Origin of the sequence: Bacillus sp. NTK074B (assembly GCF_017303375.1) — a bacterium.
GTDB lineage: Bacteria > Bacillota > Bacilli > Bacillales > Bacillaceae_B > Rossellomorea.
Genome location: NZ_JAFKOH010000002.1, coordinates 216,546 through 231,466, shown reverse-complemented (window position 1 = coordinate 231,466; position 14,921 = coordinate 216,546). Strand labels below are relative to the sequence as shown.

Genomic DNA, 14,921 nt, shown 5'->3' with positions numbered 1-14,921 from the left:
AACACTGGCCCCTTATCCTGATAAAAAACAGAGTTATATTTTAATAGAAATTTAATTGAAGTATAGAACATTTCTATCTTTCATTTAGATTTTTATTCGGGGAAACCCCTTTTTTTCTGGCATGTTAAGGTCTGACCTCTAACTACTAGATAAATATCCCTAGTCTATGCAAGGAGTGATTAGCAATGGATTATGTAATCGAGATGCTGAATATCCGTAAAGAATTTCCAGGCATCGTAGCAAATGACAACATTACCCTCCAGCTCAAAAAAGGTGAAATTCATGCGCTTCTTGGTGAAAATGGAGCAGGTAAGTCGACTCTAATGAACGTGTTATTCGGCTTGTACCAGCCAGAGCAGGGAGAAATCCGTGTGAAAGGGAAAAAGGTGAATATTACCAACCCGAACATAGCCAATGATCTTGGAATCGGGATGGTCCATCAGCATTTCATGCTCGTTGATACATTCACGGTAACGGAAAATATCATTCTCGGAAGAGAGCCGAAGTCCGGGGCGACAGTGGATATTAAAAAAGCTGAGAAAGATATTCTGGACATTTCTGAACGATATGGTCTGAAAGTAGATCCAAACGCTAAAATTTCTGAAATTTCAGTAGGTATGCAGCAACGTGTGGAAATATTAAAGACGCTATATCGCGGAGCAGAAATCCTGATATTCGATGAGCCTACAGCTGTGTTGACCCCACAGGAAATCAAAGAGCTCATCCAAATTATGAAAACCCTCATTAAAGAAGGTAAGTCCATCATTCTCATCACCCATAAACTGAAAGAAATCATGGAAGTGTGTGATAATGTAACCGTTATCAGAAAAGGGAAAGGGATCGGGACGGTGAAGGTTTCAGAAACTGACCCCAATCATCTTGCCAGTTTGATGGTAGGGCGGGAAGTTACGTTCAAAACGGAGAAGAAAGAAGCTACACCTAGTGAAAATGTCCTGGAGATCAGCGGCTTAAACGTGAAAGATCATCGAAATGTCCCCGTTGTGAAGGGCTTAAACCTTGAGGTGAAAGCAGGAGAAATCCTCGGCATAGCCGGTGTGGATGGAAATGGACAAAGCGAGTTGATTGAGGCTATTACAGGTCTTCATAAAGTCGACAGTGGTTCAGTCAAATTGAATGGGAAGGAAATCGCAAATTTGAAACCCCGTAAAATTTATGAATCAGGCGTAGGTCATATTCCACAGGACAGACATAAACATGGCCTCGTGCTTGATTTTCCTATCGGGGAAAACATGGTTCTTCAGACCTATTACCAAAAACCATATTCCAATAAAGGGGTACTAAGTTATAAAAATATTTACAATCAGGCAAGAAAATTGATATCGGAATTTGATGTCAGGACTCCTTCAGAATTCACTCTTGCCCGTGCTTTGTCCGGGGGAAATCAGCAAAAAGCGATCATCGGCCGTGAGGTAGACCGGGATCCTGATCTATTGATTGCTGCACAGCCGACCAGGGGACTTGATGTAGGGGCGATCGAGTTTATCCATAAACGTCTGATCGAACAAAGAGACAATGGAAAAGCGGTTCTTCTACTATCATTTGAACTGGATGAAATCATGAATGTTAGCGACCGTATCGCGGTTATCTACGAAGGTCAAATTGTGGCGATAGTTAATCCTAAGGAAACAACCGAACAAGAACTTGGACTTTTAATGGCTGGTTCGAAGAGGAAGGAAACGGGAGGGGAATCACATGTCTAACAGATTAACAAATATATTAATCCCGGTAATCTCAGTCCTTTTAGGTATCATTGTCGGTACGATCATCATGCTGGTGAGTGGGTATGACCCGATTGCAGGATACGCTGCATTATGGAATGGGATCTTCGGGGAGATCTATTATGTAGGAGAAACGATCCGTCAAGTGACACCATACATTTTAGCAGGACTTGCGGTTGCCTTCGCCTTTAGGACGGGTCTCTTTAACATCGGGGTGGAAGGTCAATTGATCGTGGGATGGCTTGCAGCAGTATGGGTAGGGGTTGCCTTTGATGACTTACCAAAGCTGATCCATCTGCCCCTTGCCATCATTGCGGCAGCATTGGCAGGTGCACTTTGGGGCTTTATTCCTGGTCTTTTAAAAGCCAAATTCCGCGTACATGAAGTCATTGTCACGATCATGATGAACTATATTGCTCTCCATGTTACAAATGCCATTATCCGTGATGTGATTACGGACCGTAAAGATCGCACAGAAATGATTGCGGATACAGCTTCATTGAAATCACCTTTCTTTGAAAGTTTGACAGATTACTCACGTCTGCACTGGGGGATTTTCATCGCCCTTGCATGTGTGTTCATTATGTGGTTCCTGCTTGAGAAGACATCGCGTGGGTATGAGCTTCGTTCTGTCGGATTCAACCAGCATGCTTCACAATATGCCGGTATGAACGTGAATGGGAACATCATTCTTTCCATGGTCATCTCAGGCGCTTTTGCAGGCCTTGCAGGAGCGATGGAAGGTCTTGGTACATTCGGCTATGCTTCGATCAAGGGAGGATTTACAGGGGTCGGATTCGATGGGATCGCTGTAGCCCTTCTTGGTGGTAATGCGGCCATTGGAGTTGTGTTCGCCGCTCTTCTATTTGGGGGACTTAAAGTAGGGGCGCTGAATATGCCTCTCGATGCAGGGATTCCAAATGAACTGGTAGACATCATCATTGCCCTTATCATTTTCTTTGTAGCATCTGGTTATATGATTCGTTATCTGATTCAACGATTTAGTAAAAAGGGGGTGAAATAAGTGGGTTTTATTGATATTTTGACAATACTCATCCCATCAACATTGCTTTGGGCAACACCACTTATTTTCACTGCTTTGGGAGGGGCGTTCTCAGAGCGTTCAGGTGTAGTAAACATTGGACTTGAAGGCCTTATGGTCATCGGTGCATTCTCAAGTATTGTATTTAACCTCGCTTTCGCAGATACTTTCGGTGCAGCGACTCCTTGGGTCGCGCTGCTTGTGGCCATGGTGATGGGGGGGCTATTGGCCATCCTCCATGCCGTTGCTTCCATTACATTCAGGGCTGATCAGGTAGTATCAGGTGTAGCCATCAACCTACTTGCGGTGGGGTTGACTCTCTTCTTAGTCAAACGTATCTATGGAAAGGGTCAAACGGATATCATCTCTGAAGGGTTTGGGAAGGTCGATGTTCCTTTACTTCACAGAATCCCGGTCATCGGAGATATTTTCTTTTCTAACACATACTGGCCACCATTCGTCGCGATTCTTGTATCCTTCATCGTTTGGTTCATTATGTTCAAAACCCCGTTCGGTCTAAGGTTGCGTTCTGTAGGGGAGCACCCTATGGCTGCAGACACAATGGGAATCAATGTAACGAAAATGCGCTATATCGGAGTTATCATTTCCGGTGCTTTTGCAGGTGTCGGCGGGGGAGTTTACGCCCAGGCGATTTCCTCGGACTTCAGCCATGCAACCATCAGCGGACAAGGGTTCATGGCCCTTGCAGCCTTGATATTCGGTAAATGGCATCCACTTGGAGCCATGGGAGCGGCCCTCTTCTTCGGATTCGCTCAAAGTTTAAGCATCATCGGATCAAGCATCCCGTTGTTTGAAAACATCCCAAGTGTTTTCCTGTTGATCGCACCATACGTGTTAACCATCCTGGCACTGACAGGCTTCATCGGTCGTGCAGATGCACCTAAAGCACTAGGTACACCGTACATCAAAGGAAACCGTTAATAAAACCGAGATCAAAGAAAAAGGATATCCCGAAAAATAGGGATATCCTTTTTCTTTGTTTAAAATGCGTTTAATATGGTTTTTGCTTGAAACATAATGGAAAATCCATTAGCATATAATAATTTACTTAAAAGAGTATTTTACCAACAGTGGAAGATGCTTGAAATCAATCTCTCACTCCATGTATAGTAATACATAAATACCACACAATAAGGGTGTTTATAATGCTTGAATACAAAATGATGGAAACATGGAACTAAGGAGGACGGTACGATGACAGCCATTAACGAAATAGTCAAGAAGAAACATGGGTACACGCTACATATCGTTCAAACGGATAAGTATAAAACCAACAGCCTCGTTTTAAAAATGAAAGCACCCCTTGATCCGGAAACCGTTACACTGCGGGGATTATTGCCCCATGTTATGCAAAGCAGCTCCAAAACCTATCAGAGCACCACGGAACTACGCTCCTATCTTGACGAGCTGTATGGGGCGAACTTTTTTGTGGATTTAGGAAAAAAAGGTGAGTATCATGTGGTCAGTATGTCTGTTGAAATTGCTAACGAAAAGTTTCTGAAGGACTCCGAACCATTACTTCAGAAAGGGATGGAATTCCTGGCTGATGTCTTCCAAAACCCTCATGTTGAAGAGGATGGATTCGACAAGAAGACAGTCGAAAAAGAAAAGCGGAATCAAAAGGTGAGGATTCAGGCCGTTTATGACGACAAAATGCGCTATGCCAATTCACGACTGGTCGAAGAAATGTGTAAAGGCGAGAGATTTGCCCTTCATGTAAATGGTGTGGGTGAAGAAGTGGAGAGCATTACGGCCAAGAGTTTATACGAGTATTATCGCAAAGTGATAACGGAGGATCAGTTTGATCTATATGTAATCGGTGATGTGGACGTTTCGGAAGTTGAAAATCTCTGTGATAAACTTTTCGAATTGAAAGAACGCAGTCCTCAATCTGTGGATTCTTCTGAGGTGAAAAGAAAAGAGAATGAAAACGTCGTGAAAGAGAAACAGGATGTGAAACAAGGAAAGCTGAATATGGGCTACCGCACACATACAAAATATGGAGATGCTGATTATTTCGCCCTTCAAGTATTCAATGGTATATTCGGTGGGTTCTCCCATTCCAAATTGTTCATAAACGTAAGGGAGAAAGCGAGCCTGGCTTACTACGCTGCAAGCCGACTCGAGAGTCATAAAGGTTTATTGATGGTCATGTCAGGAATCGAATTCGAGAAATATGATCAAGCAGTCGGCATTATCAATGAGCAACTTCAAGCGATGAAGGACGGGGATTTCACAGATGGTGAGATCGAACAGACGAAAGCAGTCATCCGGAATCAGCTCCTTGAAACGATTGATACCTCAAGAGGTTTGGTTGAGGTCTTATATCATAATGCTGTAGCACATGAAAAAATCGATTTAAAACATTGGCTGGATGAAATCGAAAAAACGACGAAAGAAGAAATCGTGAAGGCGGCAAATAAAGTTGAACTCGATACAGTCTACTTTCTAACAGGAATGGAGGGATAAAGATGAAGAAGATTTCCTTCGATCAATTACAGGAAAATTTGTACTATGAAAAAATGTCTAACGGGCTGGACGTATACATCCTTCCCAAAAAGGGGTTCAATAAGACATATGCCACTTTTACAACGAAGTATGGAAGTATAGACAATCATTTCGTTCCTCTTGGTGAAGATGAATTCGTCAAGGTACCCGATGGAATCGCTCACTTCTTGGAACACAAACTGTTTGAAAAAGAGGATGGAGATGTCTTCCAACAATTCAGTAAGCAGGGGGCATCGGCTAACGCCTTTACTTCCTTCACACGGACTGCTTATCTGTTCTCAAGTACGACCAATGTAGAACGAAATTTAGAAACGCTTATTGATTTCGTCCAGGACCCTTACTTCACAGAAAAAACGGTGGAGAAGGAAAAAGGAATCATTGGGCAGGAAATTACGATGTATGACGACAATCCGGATTGGCGATTATATTTCGGTGTCATCCAGAATATGTATAAGAACCACCCTGTGAAGATTGATATCGCAGGTACCATTGAGTCCATCACTCCAATAACGAAAGATATGCTGTATCAGTGTTACAATACCTTCTACCATCCAAGCAATATGCTTCTCTTTGTAGTGGGCTCAGTAGATCCTGATCAAATCATGAATCAGATACGCTCCAATCAGGAAAAGAAGGATTATGAAAAGATGCCTGAAATTAAACGGAAATTTGAGGATGAACCAGAGACCGTGGCAGAGAAGAAACAAGTCCTTAAGATGAATGTGCAGAGTCCTAAATGTTTGGTCGGCCTCAAAGCCCCGGAGCCACACCAACAAGGAAAGGATATGCTAAGACAGGAGCTATCGATGAATGTATTCCTGGATATGGTGTTTGGAAAGAGCTCACCACATTATTCCGAACTTTATAATGATGGCTTAATCGATGAAACTTTCCATTATGACTACACACAGGAAAATGGCTTTGGGTTCCTTACCGTAGGTGGAGATACGGAAAGACCTGATGAACTGGCTGAGAAAGTACAATCACTCCTTCTGAAAGCGAAAGAGGAATCTCTCTTCACTGAAGAAGGACTTGAGAGAACGAAGAAGAAGAAGATCGGTTCATTCCTTCGTGCTATTAACTCTCCTGAATATATAGCCAATCAGTTTACACGCTACGCATTTAATGAAATGGATTTATTTGAAGTAGTACCTACTCTCGAAGCATTGAAATATGAAGATATCCAAGCGGTAGCTGATTCGATTATCAGTGAAGAACGTTTTACCGTGTGTCAGGTAGTACCTAAAGCATGATAGGAGAGGAGCTATTCTTTTTAAAGGGTAGTTCCTCTCTTTAATGTTATCTTTTTTTTGGAGTGAACAGAATGAAATTTGCACTAATTACAGGGTCATCCGGTGGTATAGGCTCAAGTACAGCCCTTAAGCTTGCGGAAGAGGGATGGAATCTCTATTTGCATTACCATACCAATGAAAGGGCTGTGGAAGATTTACTACCTAAATTGGAAGGGTGGGGAGTGGAGGCGATCCCCATCCGTGCCGATCTGTCTTCACCAAAAGAAGTGGAAAGGCTTGTGGATTCGATTTTTCAGCTAGATGCCATCATTTATTGCAGTGGGAATTCAAGCTGGGGACTATTTCAGGATCATACTGAAGTTGAAATGGACGAAATGATCAATCTACATGTTAAAAGCCCTTTACTCCTTGTTCAAAAGCTGCTGCCAAAGATCATTGAAAGGAAAGGGGGCATTGTCATGGTCAGTTCGATCTGGGGTCAGATAGGCGCGGCTTGTGAGGTTGTATATTCAACGGTTAAAGGTGCCCAATTGGCGTTTGTTAAATCTTTAAGTAAAGAACTCGCTCTTAGCGGTGTGAGAGTCAACGCAGTAGCACCAGGGGTTGTAGATACCGCCATGATGAGTGGATTCTCGGACGACGATCAACACTCCCTGTCTGATGAGATTCCAATGGGCCGCTTCGCCCAACCGAACGAGGTTGCCGATTCGATTCAGTTCCTTCTATCCTCCAAGTCAACATATATCACGGGTCAAACCCTTTCTGTCAATGGTGGGTGGCATACATAAAAAAATTCTTCGACCCATTGTTTATGACGCATAATTTTTTCTCCGGGATACAAACTAAGGTTGTATTTCAATAAAGGAGGTCATGACAAATGTCTGTATTAGATAACTGGTCTGATTGGAAAAACTTCTTAGGGGACCGTCTTCACCAGGCAGAGCACGGCGGCATGGAAAATGAAACGGTAAATGATTTAGCCTACCAAATTGGTGACTACCTTGCCAATCAAGTAGAAGCTAAAAATGATCAGGAAAAGGTTTTAGCGGATTTATGGTCCGTTGCTTCTCCTGAAGAGCAACATGCCATCGCAAACATGATGGTGAAACTTGTTAACAACAATGGTACTCGCTAAGGAGAGGGATTTCCCTCTCTTTTTTCTTATATTAGGAACTTCCTCGATAACGTACATAATTATATCCGAAAATGGCCCATTAGAAAGAGCACTTGTGAAATGAGAAATTCTACATATTTATATAGGTTTTGCTTTTCTATTACCTTAAAATCATATATTATAATACCTAGATGTTTAAAAACATGTGAACCATTTTTGAAATCGGAATGTCACAGCATTTAGGAGGGGACCAATGGAACAGAAAGAGTGGTATTTAGAATATGAAATTCAAAAGAATCGTCCTGGCCTCTTAGGTGATATCTCCTCTTTATTAGGAATGCTCTCTATTAATATAGTGACCATAAATGGCGTAGATGAAGGAAGAAGGGGTATGCTTCTCCTTGCAAATAATGACGAGCAGATCATGAGGCTTGAGTCCATTCTTCAGACAATGGATACGATCAATGTAACAAAGCTCAGGGAACCTAAGTTAAGGGATCGGCTGGCCGTTCGTCACGGACGCTATATCCAGCGCGATGCCGATGATAAGAAAACGTTTCGGTTTGTTCGTGATGAGCTCGGTTTATTGGTTGATTTTCTTGCTGAGCTGTTCAAGCAGGAAGGACATAAGCTTGTTGGGATAAGAGGGATGCCCCGTGTAGGGAAAACCGAATCCATCGTGGCATCAAGTGTATGCGCAAACAAAAAATGGCTTTTTGTATCTTCTACTTTATTAAAGCAGACAATTAGAAGCAAACTGATTGAGGACGAATATTCCTCAGAGAACCTTTTTATCATAGACGGTATTGTATCTACACGACGTGCAAGCGAGAAGCATTGGCAGCTGGTTAGGGAGATCATGAGGCTGCCTGCAGTGAAAGTAATCGAACATCCTGATGTTTTCGTTCAAAACTCTGAATATTCACTTGAAGATTTTGATTATATCATTGAACTTAGAAACGATCCTGATGAAGAAATTACATACGAATTGGTGGAACAAAATAATCTATTTCAAAATTCCGATTTTGGTGGTTTTGACTTTTAATATTGGAAGGTGTTAAGTGGTGACGGAATTAGGAAATCGTTTAAAGGAAGCACGAGAGGCTAAAAATTACAGCCTTGATGATTTGCAAAGGATAACGAAGATTCAGAAACGTTATTTAATCGGAATTGAAGAAGGCAATTATGATGCAATGCCCGGTAAATTCTATGTACGGGCATTCATTAAACAATACTGTGAAGCGGTAGGTCTTCCTCCAGAAATGATTTTTGAAGAGCATAAGGAGGACATCCCGACAACCTATGAAGATGAAATACCGGTCTCCCTTTCGAGGGTTCAGTCACGTAAAAGTGTATCAGAAGGCTCCACGAAGGTACTTGATTTCCTTCCAAAGCTACTCATTGTTCTGTTCGTTTTGGGTGCATTGATAGCAGTTTGGGTGTTTTGGCAAGGGAAAGTTGGGGAAAAGGCTCCTGAGGCCAATCCATCTGAAAATCGGACGCAAGTAGATGTGGATGAAAACAAGAGCGCTGAAGGTGAAAAACCTGAAGCAGCCGACGGTAAGAATGAAACCGGCGAAGACAAGCCAGCAGAGGATCCGAAAGATGAGAAGGATGAAGATAAAGAGAAACCTGAACAATCTATAGAGGCAGTGAATTCTTCGGGTTATAAAACGACGTATGAACTGAAAAATACTGAAGAGTTCAAGCTCCAAATGTCAGCAAAAGGCGACACCTGGGTGGGAGTTTATAATGCTGACGATAAGTTGTTATTTGAAGGTTTATTAAAGAAAGATAACAAAAAAGATTTTGACTTCTCTGGCGAAAAGCAGGCATATCTCATCATTGGGGATGCTTCAAACACAGATATAACAGTGAACGGCAAACAACTTGAGTATAAAATCTCTGCCACAGATGTCGTAAGGCAGGATATCATCATCAATTATGAACCGCAAACCGCGGAATAATGACGAGGAGAGGAGTTTTAAATAACTCCTTTTTCTTACATACTAAATGTAGACCCGTTTTTTTAAGTATTGGAGGTAGAAAGGTGAATTTACCTAATAAGATTACAGTATCAAGGATATTTTTAATTCCATTATTTTTAGTCATTATGCTCGTACCGTTAAACTGGGGTGAGATGATGTTTCTCGGTGCCGAAATGCCCGTAAAACATTTTGTCGGTGCCCTGATCTTTATCATAGCGGCAACGACGGATTGGATAGACGGTTATTATGCAAGGAAGTTGGATCTTGTGACGAATCTCGGGAAATTCCTGGATCCCCTGGCTGACAAACTCCTTGTTTCAGCTGCTTTAATTGTGTTGGTCGAGTTGGGACTTGCCCCTTCCTGGATCGTGATTATCATCATCAGTCGTGAATTTGCCGTAACAGGGCTTCGACTTGTCTTGGCAGGGGAAGGGGAAGTCGTGGCTGCAGGTCAACTCGGGAAAATTAAAACATGGGCTCAGATCATCGCCATTTCAGCCCTGCTCCTGCATAATGCTATATTCGAACTGATCAATCTGCCATTTGCGACCATTGCTCTATGGGTGGCGATGTTCTTTACGATTTGGTCAGGGTGGGATTACTTTAAACATAACAAAAAAGCATTTGTAAATTCGAAATAAGAGAGAATACAGGGGATTGATTCGACATGAATCATCCCCTTCTTTTAACCAAATTTAGGGGGAATAAAGATGAATGCAGAAATCATCGCAGTAGGATCCGAATTATTATTGGGTCAAATCGTCAACTCGAATGCTCAATTCATTTCTGAACAGTTGGCTGATATGGGAGTGAATGTGTATTATCATACCAGTGTAGGGGATAACCCTTCCCGATTGAAGCACGCGATTGAAGTCGCACAGAAGCGGGCAGACTTACTGATTTTCACAGGGGGCCTTGGACCGACAAAGGATGATTTGACGAAGGAAACGATAGCCGAAGCACTAGGTACGACTCTCAGCATGGACACAGATGCTTTGGATTCTATAAAGAACTATTTTCACAAAACCAATCGTGAAATGACACCCAATAACGAGAAGCAGGCTCAGATTTTATCCGGCTCCCACGTTTTGAAGAACGAACATGGCATGGCTCCGGGGATGCTGCTGAAAAAAGAAGGTACGGCGTATATGCTTCTTCCCGGGCCTCCATCAGAGATGAGGCCGATGTTTGGGAATTATGGAAAACAGGCGATTCTGACCTTATTGGACAAGAAAGAAGTAATCCATTCTAGGGTTCTTCGCTTTTTTGGAATCGGCGAAGCTCAACTGGAAACGGAATTAGAAGAGTTGATCGATAAACAAGCCAACCCAACCATTGCCCCTCTTGCCGGAGACGGGGAAGTGACACTGAGGCTGACGGCAAAGCACGAGTCCAGGGAGATTGCCATCTCATTATTGGACTCGGTAGAAGAGGAAATCCTTCACATCGTCGGAGACTACTTTTACGGTTACGACGAAGACTCCCTCGTTCATGCAGGTTTAAATTTGTTGAAGGAGAAGTCCCTTACACTATCATGTGCAGAAAGTTTGACCGGAGGACTGTTCCAAGGGCAATTGACTTCCCTTCCAGGTGCTTCAGAAGTATTGAGTGGTGGTGTGGTCTGCTACACAGATGAGGTCAAGAAAAAGATTTTATCAGTTAAAGAGGATACCTTGAAGCAGTATTCTGCAGTAAGTGAACAATGTGCCCGGGAACTTGCGGAAAACGTCAGAAATCTATTTTCCTCTGATATTGGGATCAGCTTTACAGGTGTTGCAGGTCCGGGCTCATTCGAAGGGCAGCCTGAAGGGACAGTCTGGATTGGAATAGCCTTAAAGGATGGAACGACCAAGGCGTTCCAATTAAATCTTGGCGGGGGAAGAAATGGCAACCGTAATAGAACAGTCAAATATGGCTGGCACTATTTGATCAAGGAATTAAGTTAGGACATCATTCGGCAGCCTCCAATAAAGGAGGCTGTTTTCTATCGTTAATCAGCAGTTCACCTTATTCATCCTTCCATACCAGACCAGCACTCTATCAGAAAAAAACCGAATGAATGTTCGATTTTTTTCTTGTTTTCTAGATAAAAAACGTTTATAGTATAGATAGGTTGGATTTGAGACAAGCTTATAAGTTGTCAATTTCAAGTTCTATATTCAAAGGAGGAAGATTTGTGAGCGATCGTAAAGCAGCCTTAGATATGGCGTTAAAACAAATAGAAAAGCAGTTTGGTAAAGGCTCAATCATGAAGCTTGGGGAGAAAACGGATAGAAACGTAGTAACATGTCCAAGTGGTTCACTTGCACTGGACGCTGCTCTTGGAATAGGCGGATATCCTCGTGGACGAATCATCGAGGTATATGGTCCGGAATCTTCAGGTAAAACAACAGTAGCCCTTCATGCGATTGCTGAAGTGCAGGCCCAGGGTGGTCAGGCAGCTTTCATCGATGCAGAGCACGCACTTGATCCCGAGTATGCTCAAAAGCTTGGAGTAAACATAGATGAATTATTACTTTCACAACCTGATACAGGTGAGCAGGCATTGGAAATCGCTGAGGCACTTGTACGCAGTGGAGCGGTGGATGCAATCGTTATTGACTCTGTTGCAGCCCTTGTACCAAAAGCAGAAATCGAAGGGGAGATGGGAGATGCTCACGTAGGTCTTCAAGCCCGTCTAATGTCACAGGCTCTTCGTAAACTTTCAGGTGCCATCAACAAGTCGAAGACCATTGCAATTTTTATCAACCAAATTCGTGAAAAGGTAGGGGTCATGTTCGGAAATCCCGAGACGACTCCAGGTGGACGTGCGCTTAAGTTCTATTCTTCTGTACGGTTGGAAGTTCGTCGTGCCGAAACTCTTAAGCAGGGAAATGAAATGGTAGGGAACAAAACAAAGATTAAAGTCGTGAAAAATAAAGTGGCTCCACCTTTCCGTGTAGCCGAAGTCGATATCATGTACGGGGAAGGTATTTCTAAAGAAGGAGAAATCGTCGATCTTGGATCTGAATTGGACATCGTTCAGAAAAGCGGTGCCTGGTACTCCTACAACGAAGAGCGCTTAGGCCAGGGTCGTGAGAATGCGAAGATCTTCCTGAAGGAAAACCCTGAGGTCCGTAATGAAATCATGTTGAAAATCCGTGAGCATTACGGGTTGGATACCGGACGTGCCGAAACGGATGATCAAGGTGAATTAAGCCTTTTAGAAGACTAGTGAGGATAGAGAAGCAGCCGTGATCTGGTTTGCTTCTCTTTATTATGTATGGGAATGGTTGTATTGGTGGAAAATAGTAACAATCCTATTTCTCAATAACACTGTGTGATCAGTTGAAATCAGAGGTTGCATACCGCGATTGACCAATTGTCATGGCAACTGGACAAAAAAATTGAAAAAGATGGTTCTGCTGAAAAACTATTACTAAGCCCACTGTGACAGTGTCAATTTTTGTCGATTGCAAAAAAACCCTTGAGAAATCTAGTGATAGAGGGCTCAACCCCTTGACAATAAATTTTCAGAGATTTAAAATTAACATGTATATTTTACAAATTTTTCGAATGAATATTTGAAAGCCTAGCGCTGTATATTTTGTTCAATTGAGCAATGTACAAGCCGACATGTAAAAAACATGACAGTTCATAGCAAGAGGAGGTGAAATAATGCAACCTATTACAATCATCTTCATTTTGCTTGGCCTAATCGTCGGTGTAGTTGTTGGATACCTAATTCGTAAGTCCATTGCTGAAGCAAAGATTGCTGGTGCTAAAGGTTCAGCGGAGCAGATTTTAGAAGATGCGAAGCGCGAGGCAGATGCTCTGAAGAAAGAAGCACTTTTGGAAGCAAAGGATGAAAATCATAAACTTCGCACTGAAATGGAAAATGACCTTCGTGAACGAAGAAATGAATTGCAAAAACAAGAAAATCGTTTGATGCAAAAAGAGGAAAACCTCGATCGAAAAGATGAAACGCTTGATAAGCGTGAAGGCTTACTCGAGAGAAAAGAGGGGACTCTTAACGAGAGACAACAACATATTGAAGAGATGGAAAGCAAAGTGGACGAGATGGTACGATCACAGCAAACTGAGCTAGAGCGTATCTCGAGCCTGACTCGTGATGAAGCCAAAGGAATCATTCTTGATCGCGTCGAAAATGAACTCTCCCATGATATCGCCATTATGGTCAGAGAGCATGAAACACGCGCCAAGGAAGATGCAGATAAGAAGGCGAAAGAAGTCCTTTCACTGGCTATTCAACGTTGTGCCGCTGAACATGTGGCAGAAACAACGGTTAGTGTTGTGAACTTACCGAATGATGAGATGAAAGGTCGAATTATTGGACGAGAAGGACGTAACATTCGTACGCTGGAGACACTTACAGGAATTGATCTTATTATTGATGATACTCCTGAAGCGGTTATTCTTTCTGGTTTTGATCCGATTCGTAGAGAAACGGCTCGAATTGCATTAGAGAAATTAGTACAGGATGGACGTATCCACCCTGCACGAATTGAAGAAATGGTGGACAAATCCCGACGTGAAGTGGATGAATATATCCGTGAAATCGGTGAACAAACAACCTTTGAAGTTGGTGTTCATGGTCTTCACCCGGATTTAATCAAGATCCTGGGACGTTTGAAATACCGTACAAGTTATGGCCAGAACGTTCTAAAGCATTCAATGGAAGTGGCCTATCTTTCAGGATTACTGGCAGCAGAGCTGGGTGAGGATGAAAGACTTGCCAAGCGTGCCGGATTACTTCATGACATCGGTAAAGCGATCGACCATGAAGTGGAAGGAAGCCACGTAGAAATTGGTGTGGAACTTGCAACGAAATATAAAGAACACCCTGTTGTCATCAACAGTATCGCTTCTCACCACGGAGATACGGAACCAACGTCCATCATTGCGGTACTGGTTGCGGCAGCTGATGCATTGTCCGCTGCAAGGCCGGGAGCAAGAAGTGAGACGCTTGAAAACTATATCCGTCGATTAGAGAAGCTTGAAGAGATCTCAGAGTCTTATGAAGGCGTTGAGAAATCCTTCGCGATCCAGGCTGGCCGTGAAGTACGTATCATGGTCAGACCGGAAGCCATTGACGATCTGGAATCACACCGATTGGCAAGGGATATCCGTAAACGGATAGAAGACGAACTTGATTATCCAGGCCATATTAAAGTTACGGTTATACGGGAAACAAGGGCCGTCGAATACGCGAAATAAGAGGTTGACTTGAAGAGGGACGTCCCTTTTCAAGTCAGC

General features: G+C 42.8%; 13 protein-coding genes. All 13 read left to right on the top strand.

From position 1 onward, the window contains the following. Nucleotides 1-185: 185 nt before the first annotated feature. Nucleotides 186-1,721, top strand: a complete 1,536-nt coding sequence (locus tag JI667_RS04490) for an ABC transporter ATP-binding protein (protein ID WP_206850889.1) — start codon at nucleotides 186-188, stop codon at nucleotides 1,719-1,721. Continuing rightward, nucleotides 1,714-2,763: an ABC transporter permease gene (locus JI667_RS04485; RefSeq protein WP_206850888.1), complete on the top strand. Its 1,050-nt coding sequence runs from the start codon at nucleotides 1,714-1,716 to the stop codon at nucleotides 2,761-2,763. The genes JI667_RS04490 and JI667_RS04485 overlap by 8 nt, the downstream gene beginning before the upstream one ends. Further along, on the top strand, nucleotides 2,764-3,723 hold the full coding sequence (locus JI667_RS04480; RefSeq protein WP_206850887.1) for an ABC transporter permease: 960 nt from the start codon (nucleotides 2,764-2,766) through the stop codon (nucleotides 3,721-3,723). 273 nt (nucleotides 3,724-3,996) lie between these two features. Then, on the top strand, nucleotides 3,997-5,271 hold the full coding sequence (gene yfmF / locus JI667_RS04475; protein ID WP_206850886.1) for an EF-P 5-aminopentanol modification-associated protein YfmF: 1,275 nt from the start codon (nucleotides 3,997-3,999) through the stop codon (nucleotides 5,269-5,271). 2 nt (nucleotides 5,272-5,273) lie between these two features. Further along, a complete protein-coding gene (yfmH, locus tag JI667_RS04470; protein WP_206850885.1) occupies nucleotides 5,274-6,563 on the top strand; it encodes an EF-P 5-aminopentanol modification-associated protein YfmH in 1,290 nt (429 codons plus the stop codon). A 71-nt stretch (nucleotides 6,564-6,634) separates the two neighbouring features. Further along, on the top strand, nucleotides 6,635-7,351 hold the full coding sequence (gene ymfI, locus JI667_RS04465; RefSeq protein WP_206850884.1) for an elongation factor P 5-aminopentanone reductase: 717 nt from the start codon (nucleotides 6,635-6,637) through the stop codon (nucleotides 7,349-7,351). A gap of 89 nt (nucleotides 7,352-7,440) precedes the next feature. Further along, a complete protein-coding gene (locus tag JI667_RS04460; protein ID WP_206850883.1) occupies nucleotides 7,441-7,698 on the top strand; it encodes a DUF3243 domain-containing protein in 258 nt (85 codons plus the stop codon). A gap of 232 nt (nucleotides 7,699-7,930) precedes the next feature. Beyond that, nucleotides 7,931-8,722: a DUF3388 domain-containing protein gene (locus tag JI667_RS04455; protein WP_206850882.1), complete on the top strand. Its 792-nt coding sequence runs from the start codon at nucleotides 7,931-7,933 to the stop codon at nucleotides 8,720-8,722. Between the two features lie 19 nt (nucleotides 8,723-8,741). Beyond that, entirely contained in the window at nucleotides 8,742-9,644 is a 903-nt protein-coding gene (locus JI667_RS23035) for a helix-turn-helix domain-containing protein (RefSeq protein ID WP_206850881.1), read from the top strand. 83 nt (nucleotides 9,645-9,727) lie between these two features. After that, complete coding sequence (pgsA, locus tag JI667_RS04445) at nucleotides 9,728-10,306, top strand: CDP-diacylglycerol--glycerol-3-phosphate 3-phosphatidyltransferase (RefSeq protein WP_206850880.1); 579 nt, start codon at nucleotides 9,728-9,730, stop codon at nucleotides 10,304-10,306. A gap of 69 nt (nucleotides 10,307-10,375) precedes the next feature. Continuing rightward, a complete protein-coding gene (locus JI667_RS04440; protein ID WP_206850879.1) occupies nucleotides 10,376-11,611 on the top strand; it encodes a competence/damage-inducible protein A in 1,236 nt (411 codons plus the stop codon). Nucleotides 11,612-11,841: 230 nt separating this feature from the next. Further along, entirely contained in the window at nucleotides 11,842-12,879 is a 1,038-nt protein-coding gene (gene recA / locus JI667_RS04435; RefSeq protein ID WP_201713850.1) for a recombinase RecA, read from the top strand. Between the two features lie 443 nt (nucleotides 12,880-13,322). Further along, on the top strand, nucleotides 13,323-14,882 hold the full coding sequence (gene rny / locus JI667_RS04430; RefSeq protein WP_034760066.1) for a ribonuclease Y: 1,560 nt from the start codon (nucleotides 13,323-13,325) through the stop codon (nucleotides 14,880-14,882). Nucleotides 14,883-14,921: the final 39 nt, after the last annotated feature.

What these genes read in the sequence shown, in the direction of transcription:
- JI667_RS04440 (WP_206850879.1), top strand. Translation starts at nt 10,376, where the DNA reads ATGAATGCAGAAATCATCGCAGTAGGATCCGAATTATTATTGGGTCAA.
- JI667_RS04455 (WP_206850882.1), top strand. Translation starts at nt 7,931, where the DNA reads ATGGAACAGAAAGAGTGGTATTTAGAATATGAAATTCAAAAGAATCGT.
- JI667_RS04490 (WP_206850889.1), top strand. Translation starts at nt 186, where the DNA reads ATGGATTATGTAATCGAGATGCTGAATATCCGTAAAGAATTTCCAGGC.
- yfmF (WP_206850886.1), top strand. Translation starts at nt 3,997, where the DNA reads ATGACAGCCATTAACGAAATAGTCAAGAAGAAACATGGGTACACGCTA.
- JI667_RS04460 (WP_206850883.1), top strand. Translation starts at nt 7,441, where the DNA reads ATGTCTGTATTAGATAACTGGTCTGATTGGAAAAACTTCTTAGGGGAC.
- JI667_RS04485 (WP_206850888.1), top strand. Translation starts at nt 1,714, where the DNA reads ATGTCTAACAGATTAACAAATATATTAATCCCGGTAATCTCAGTCCTT.
- ymfI (WP_206850884.1), top strand. Translation starts at nt 6,635, where the DNA reads ATGAAATTTGCACTAATTACAGGGTCATCCGGTGGTATAGGCTCAAGT.
- yfmH (WP_206850885.1), top strand. Translation starts at nt 5,274, where the DNA reads ATGAAGAAGATTTCCTTCGATCAATTACAGGAAAATTTGTACTATGAA.
- rny (WP_034760066.1), top strand. Translation starts at nt 13,323, where the DNA reads ATGCAACCTATTACAATCATCTTCATTTTGCTTGGCCTAATCGTCGGT.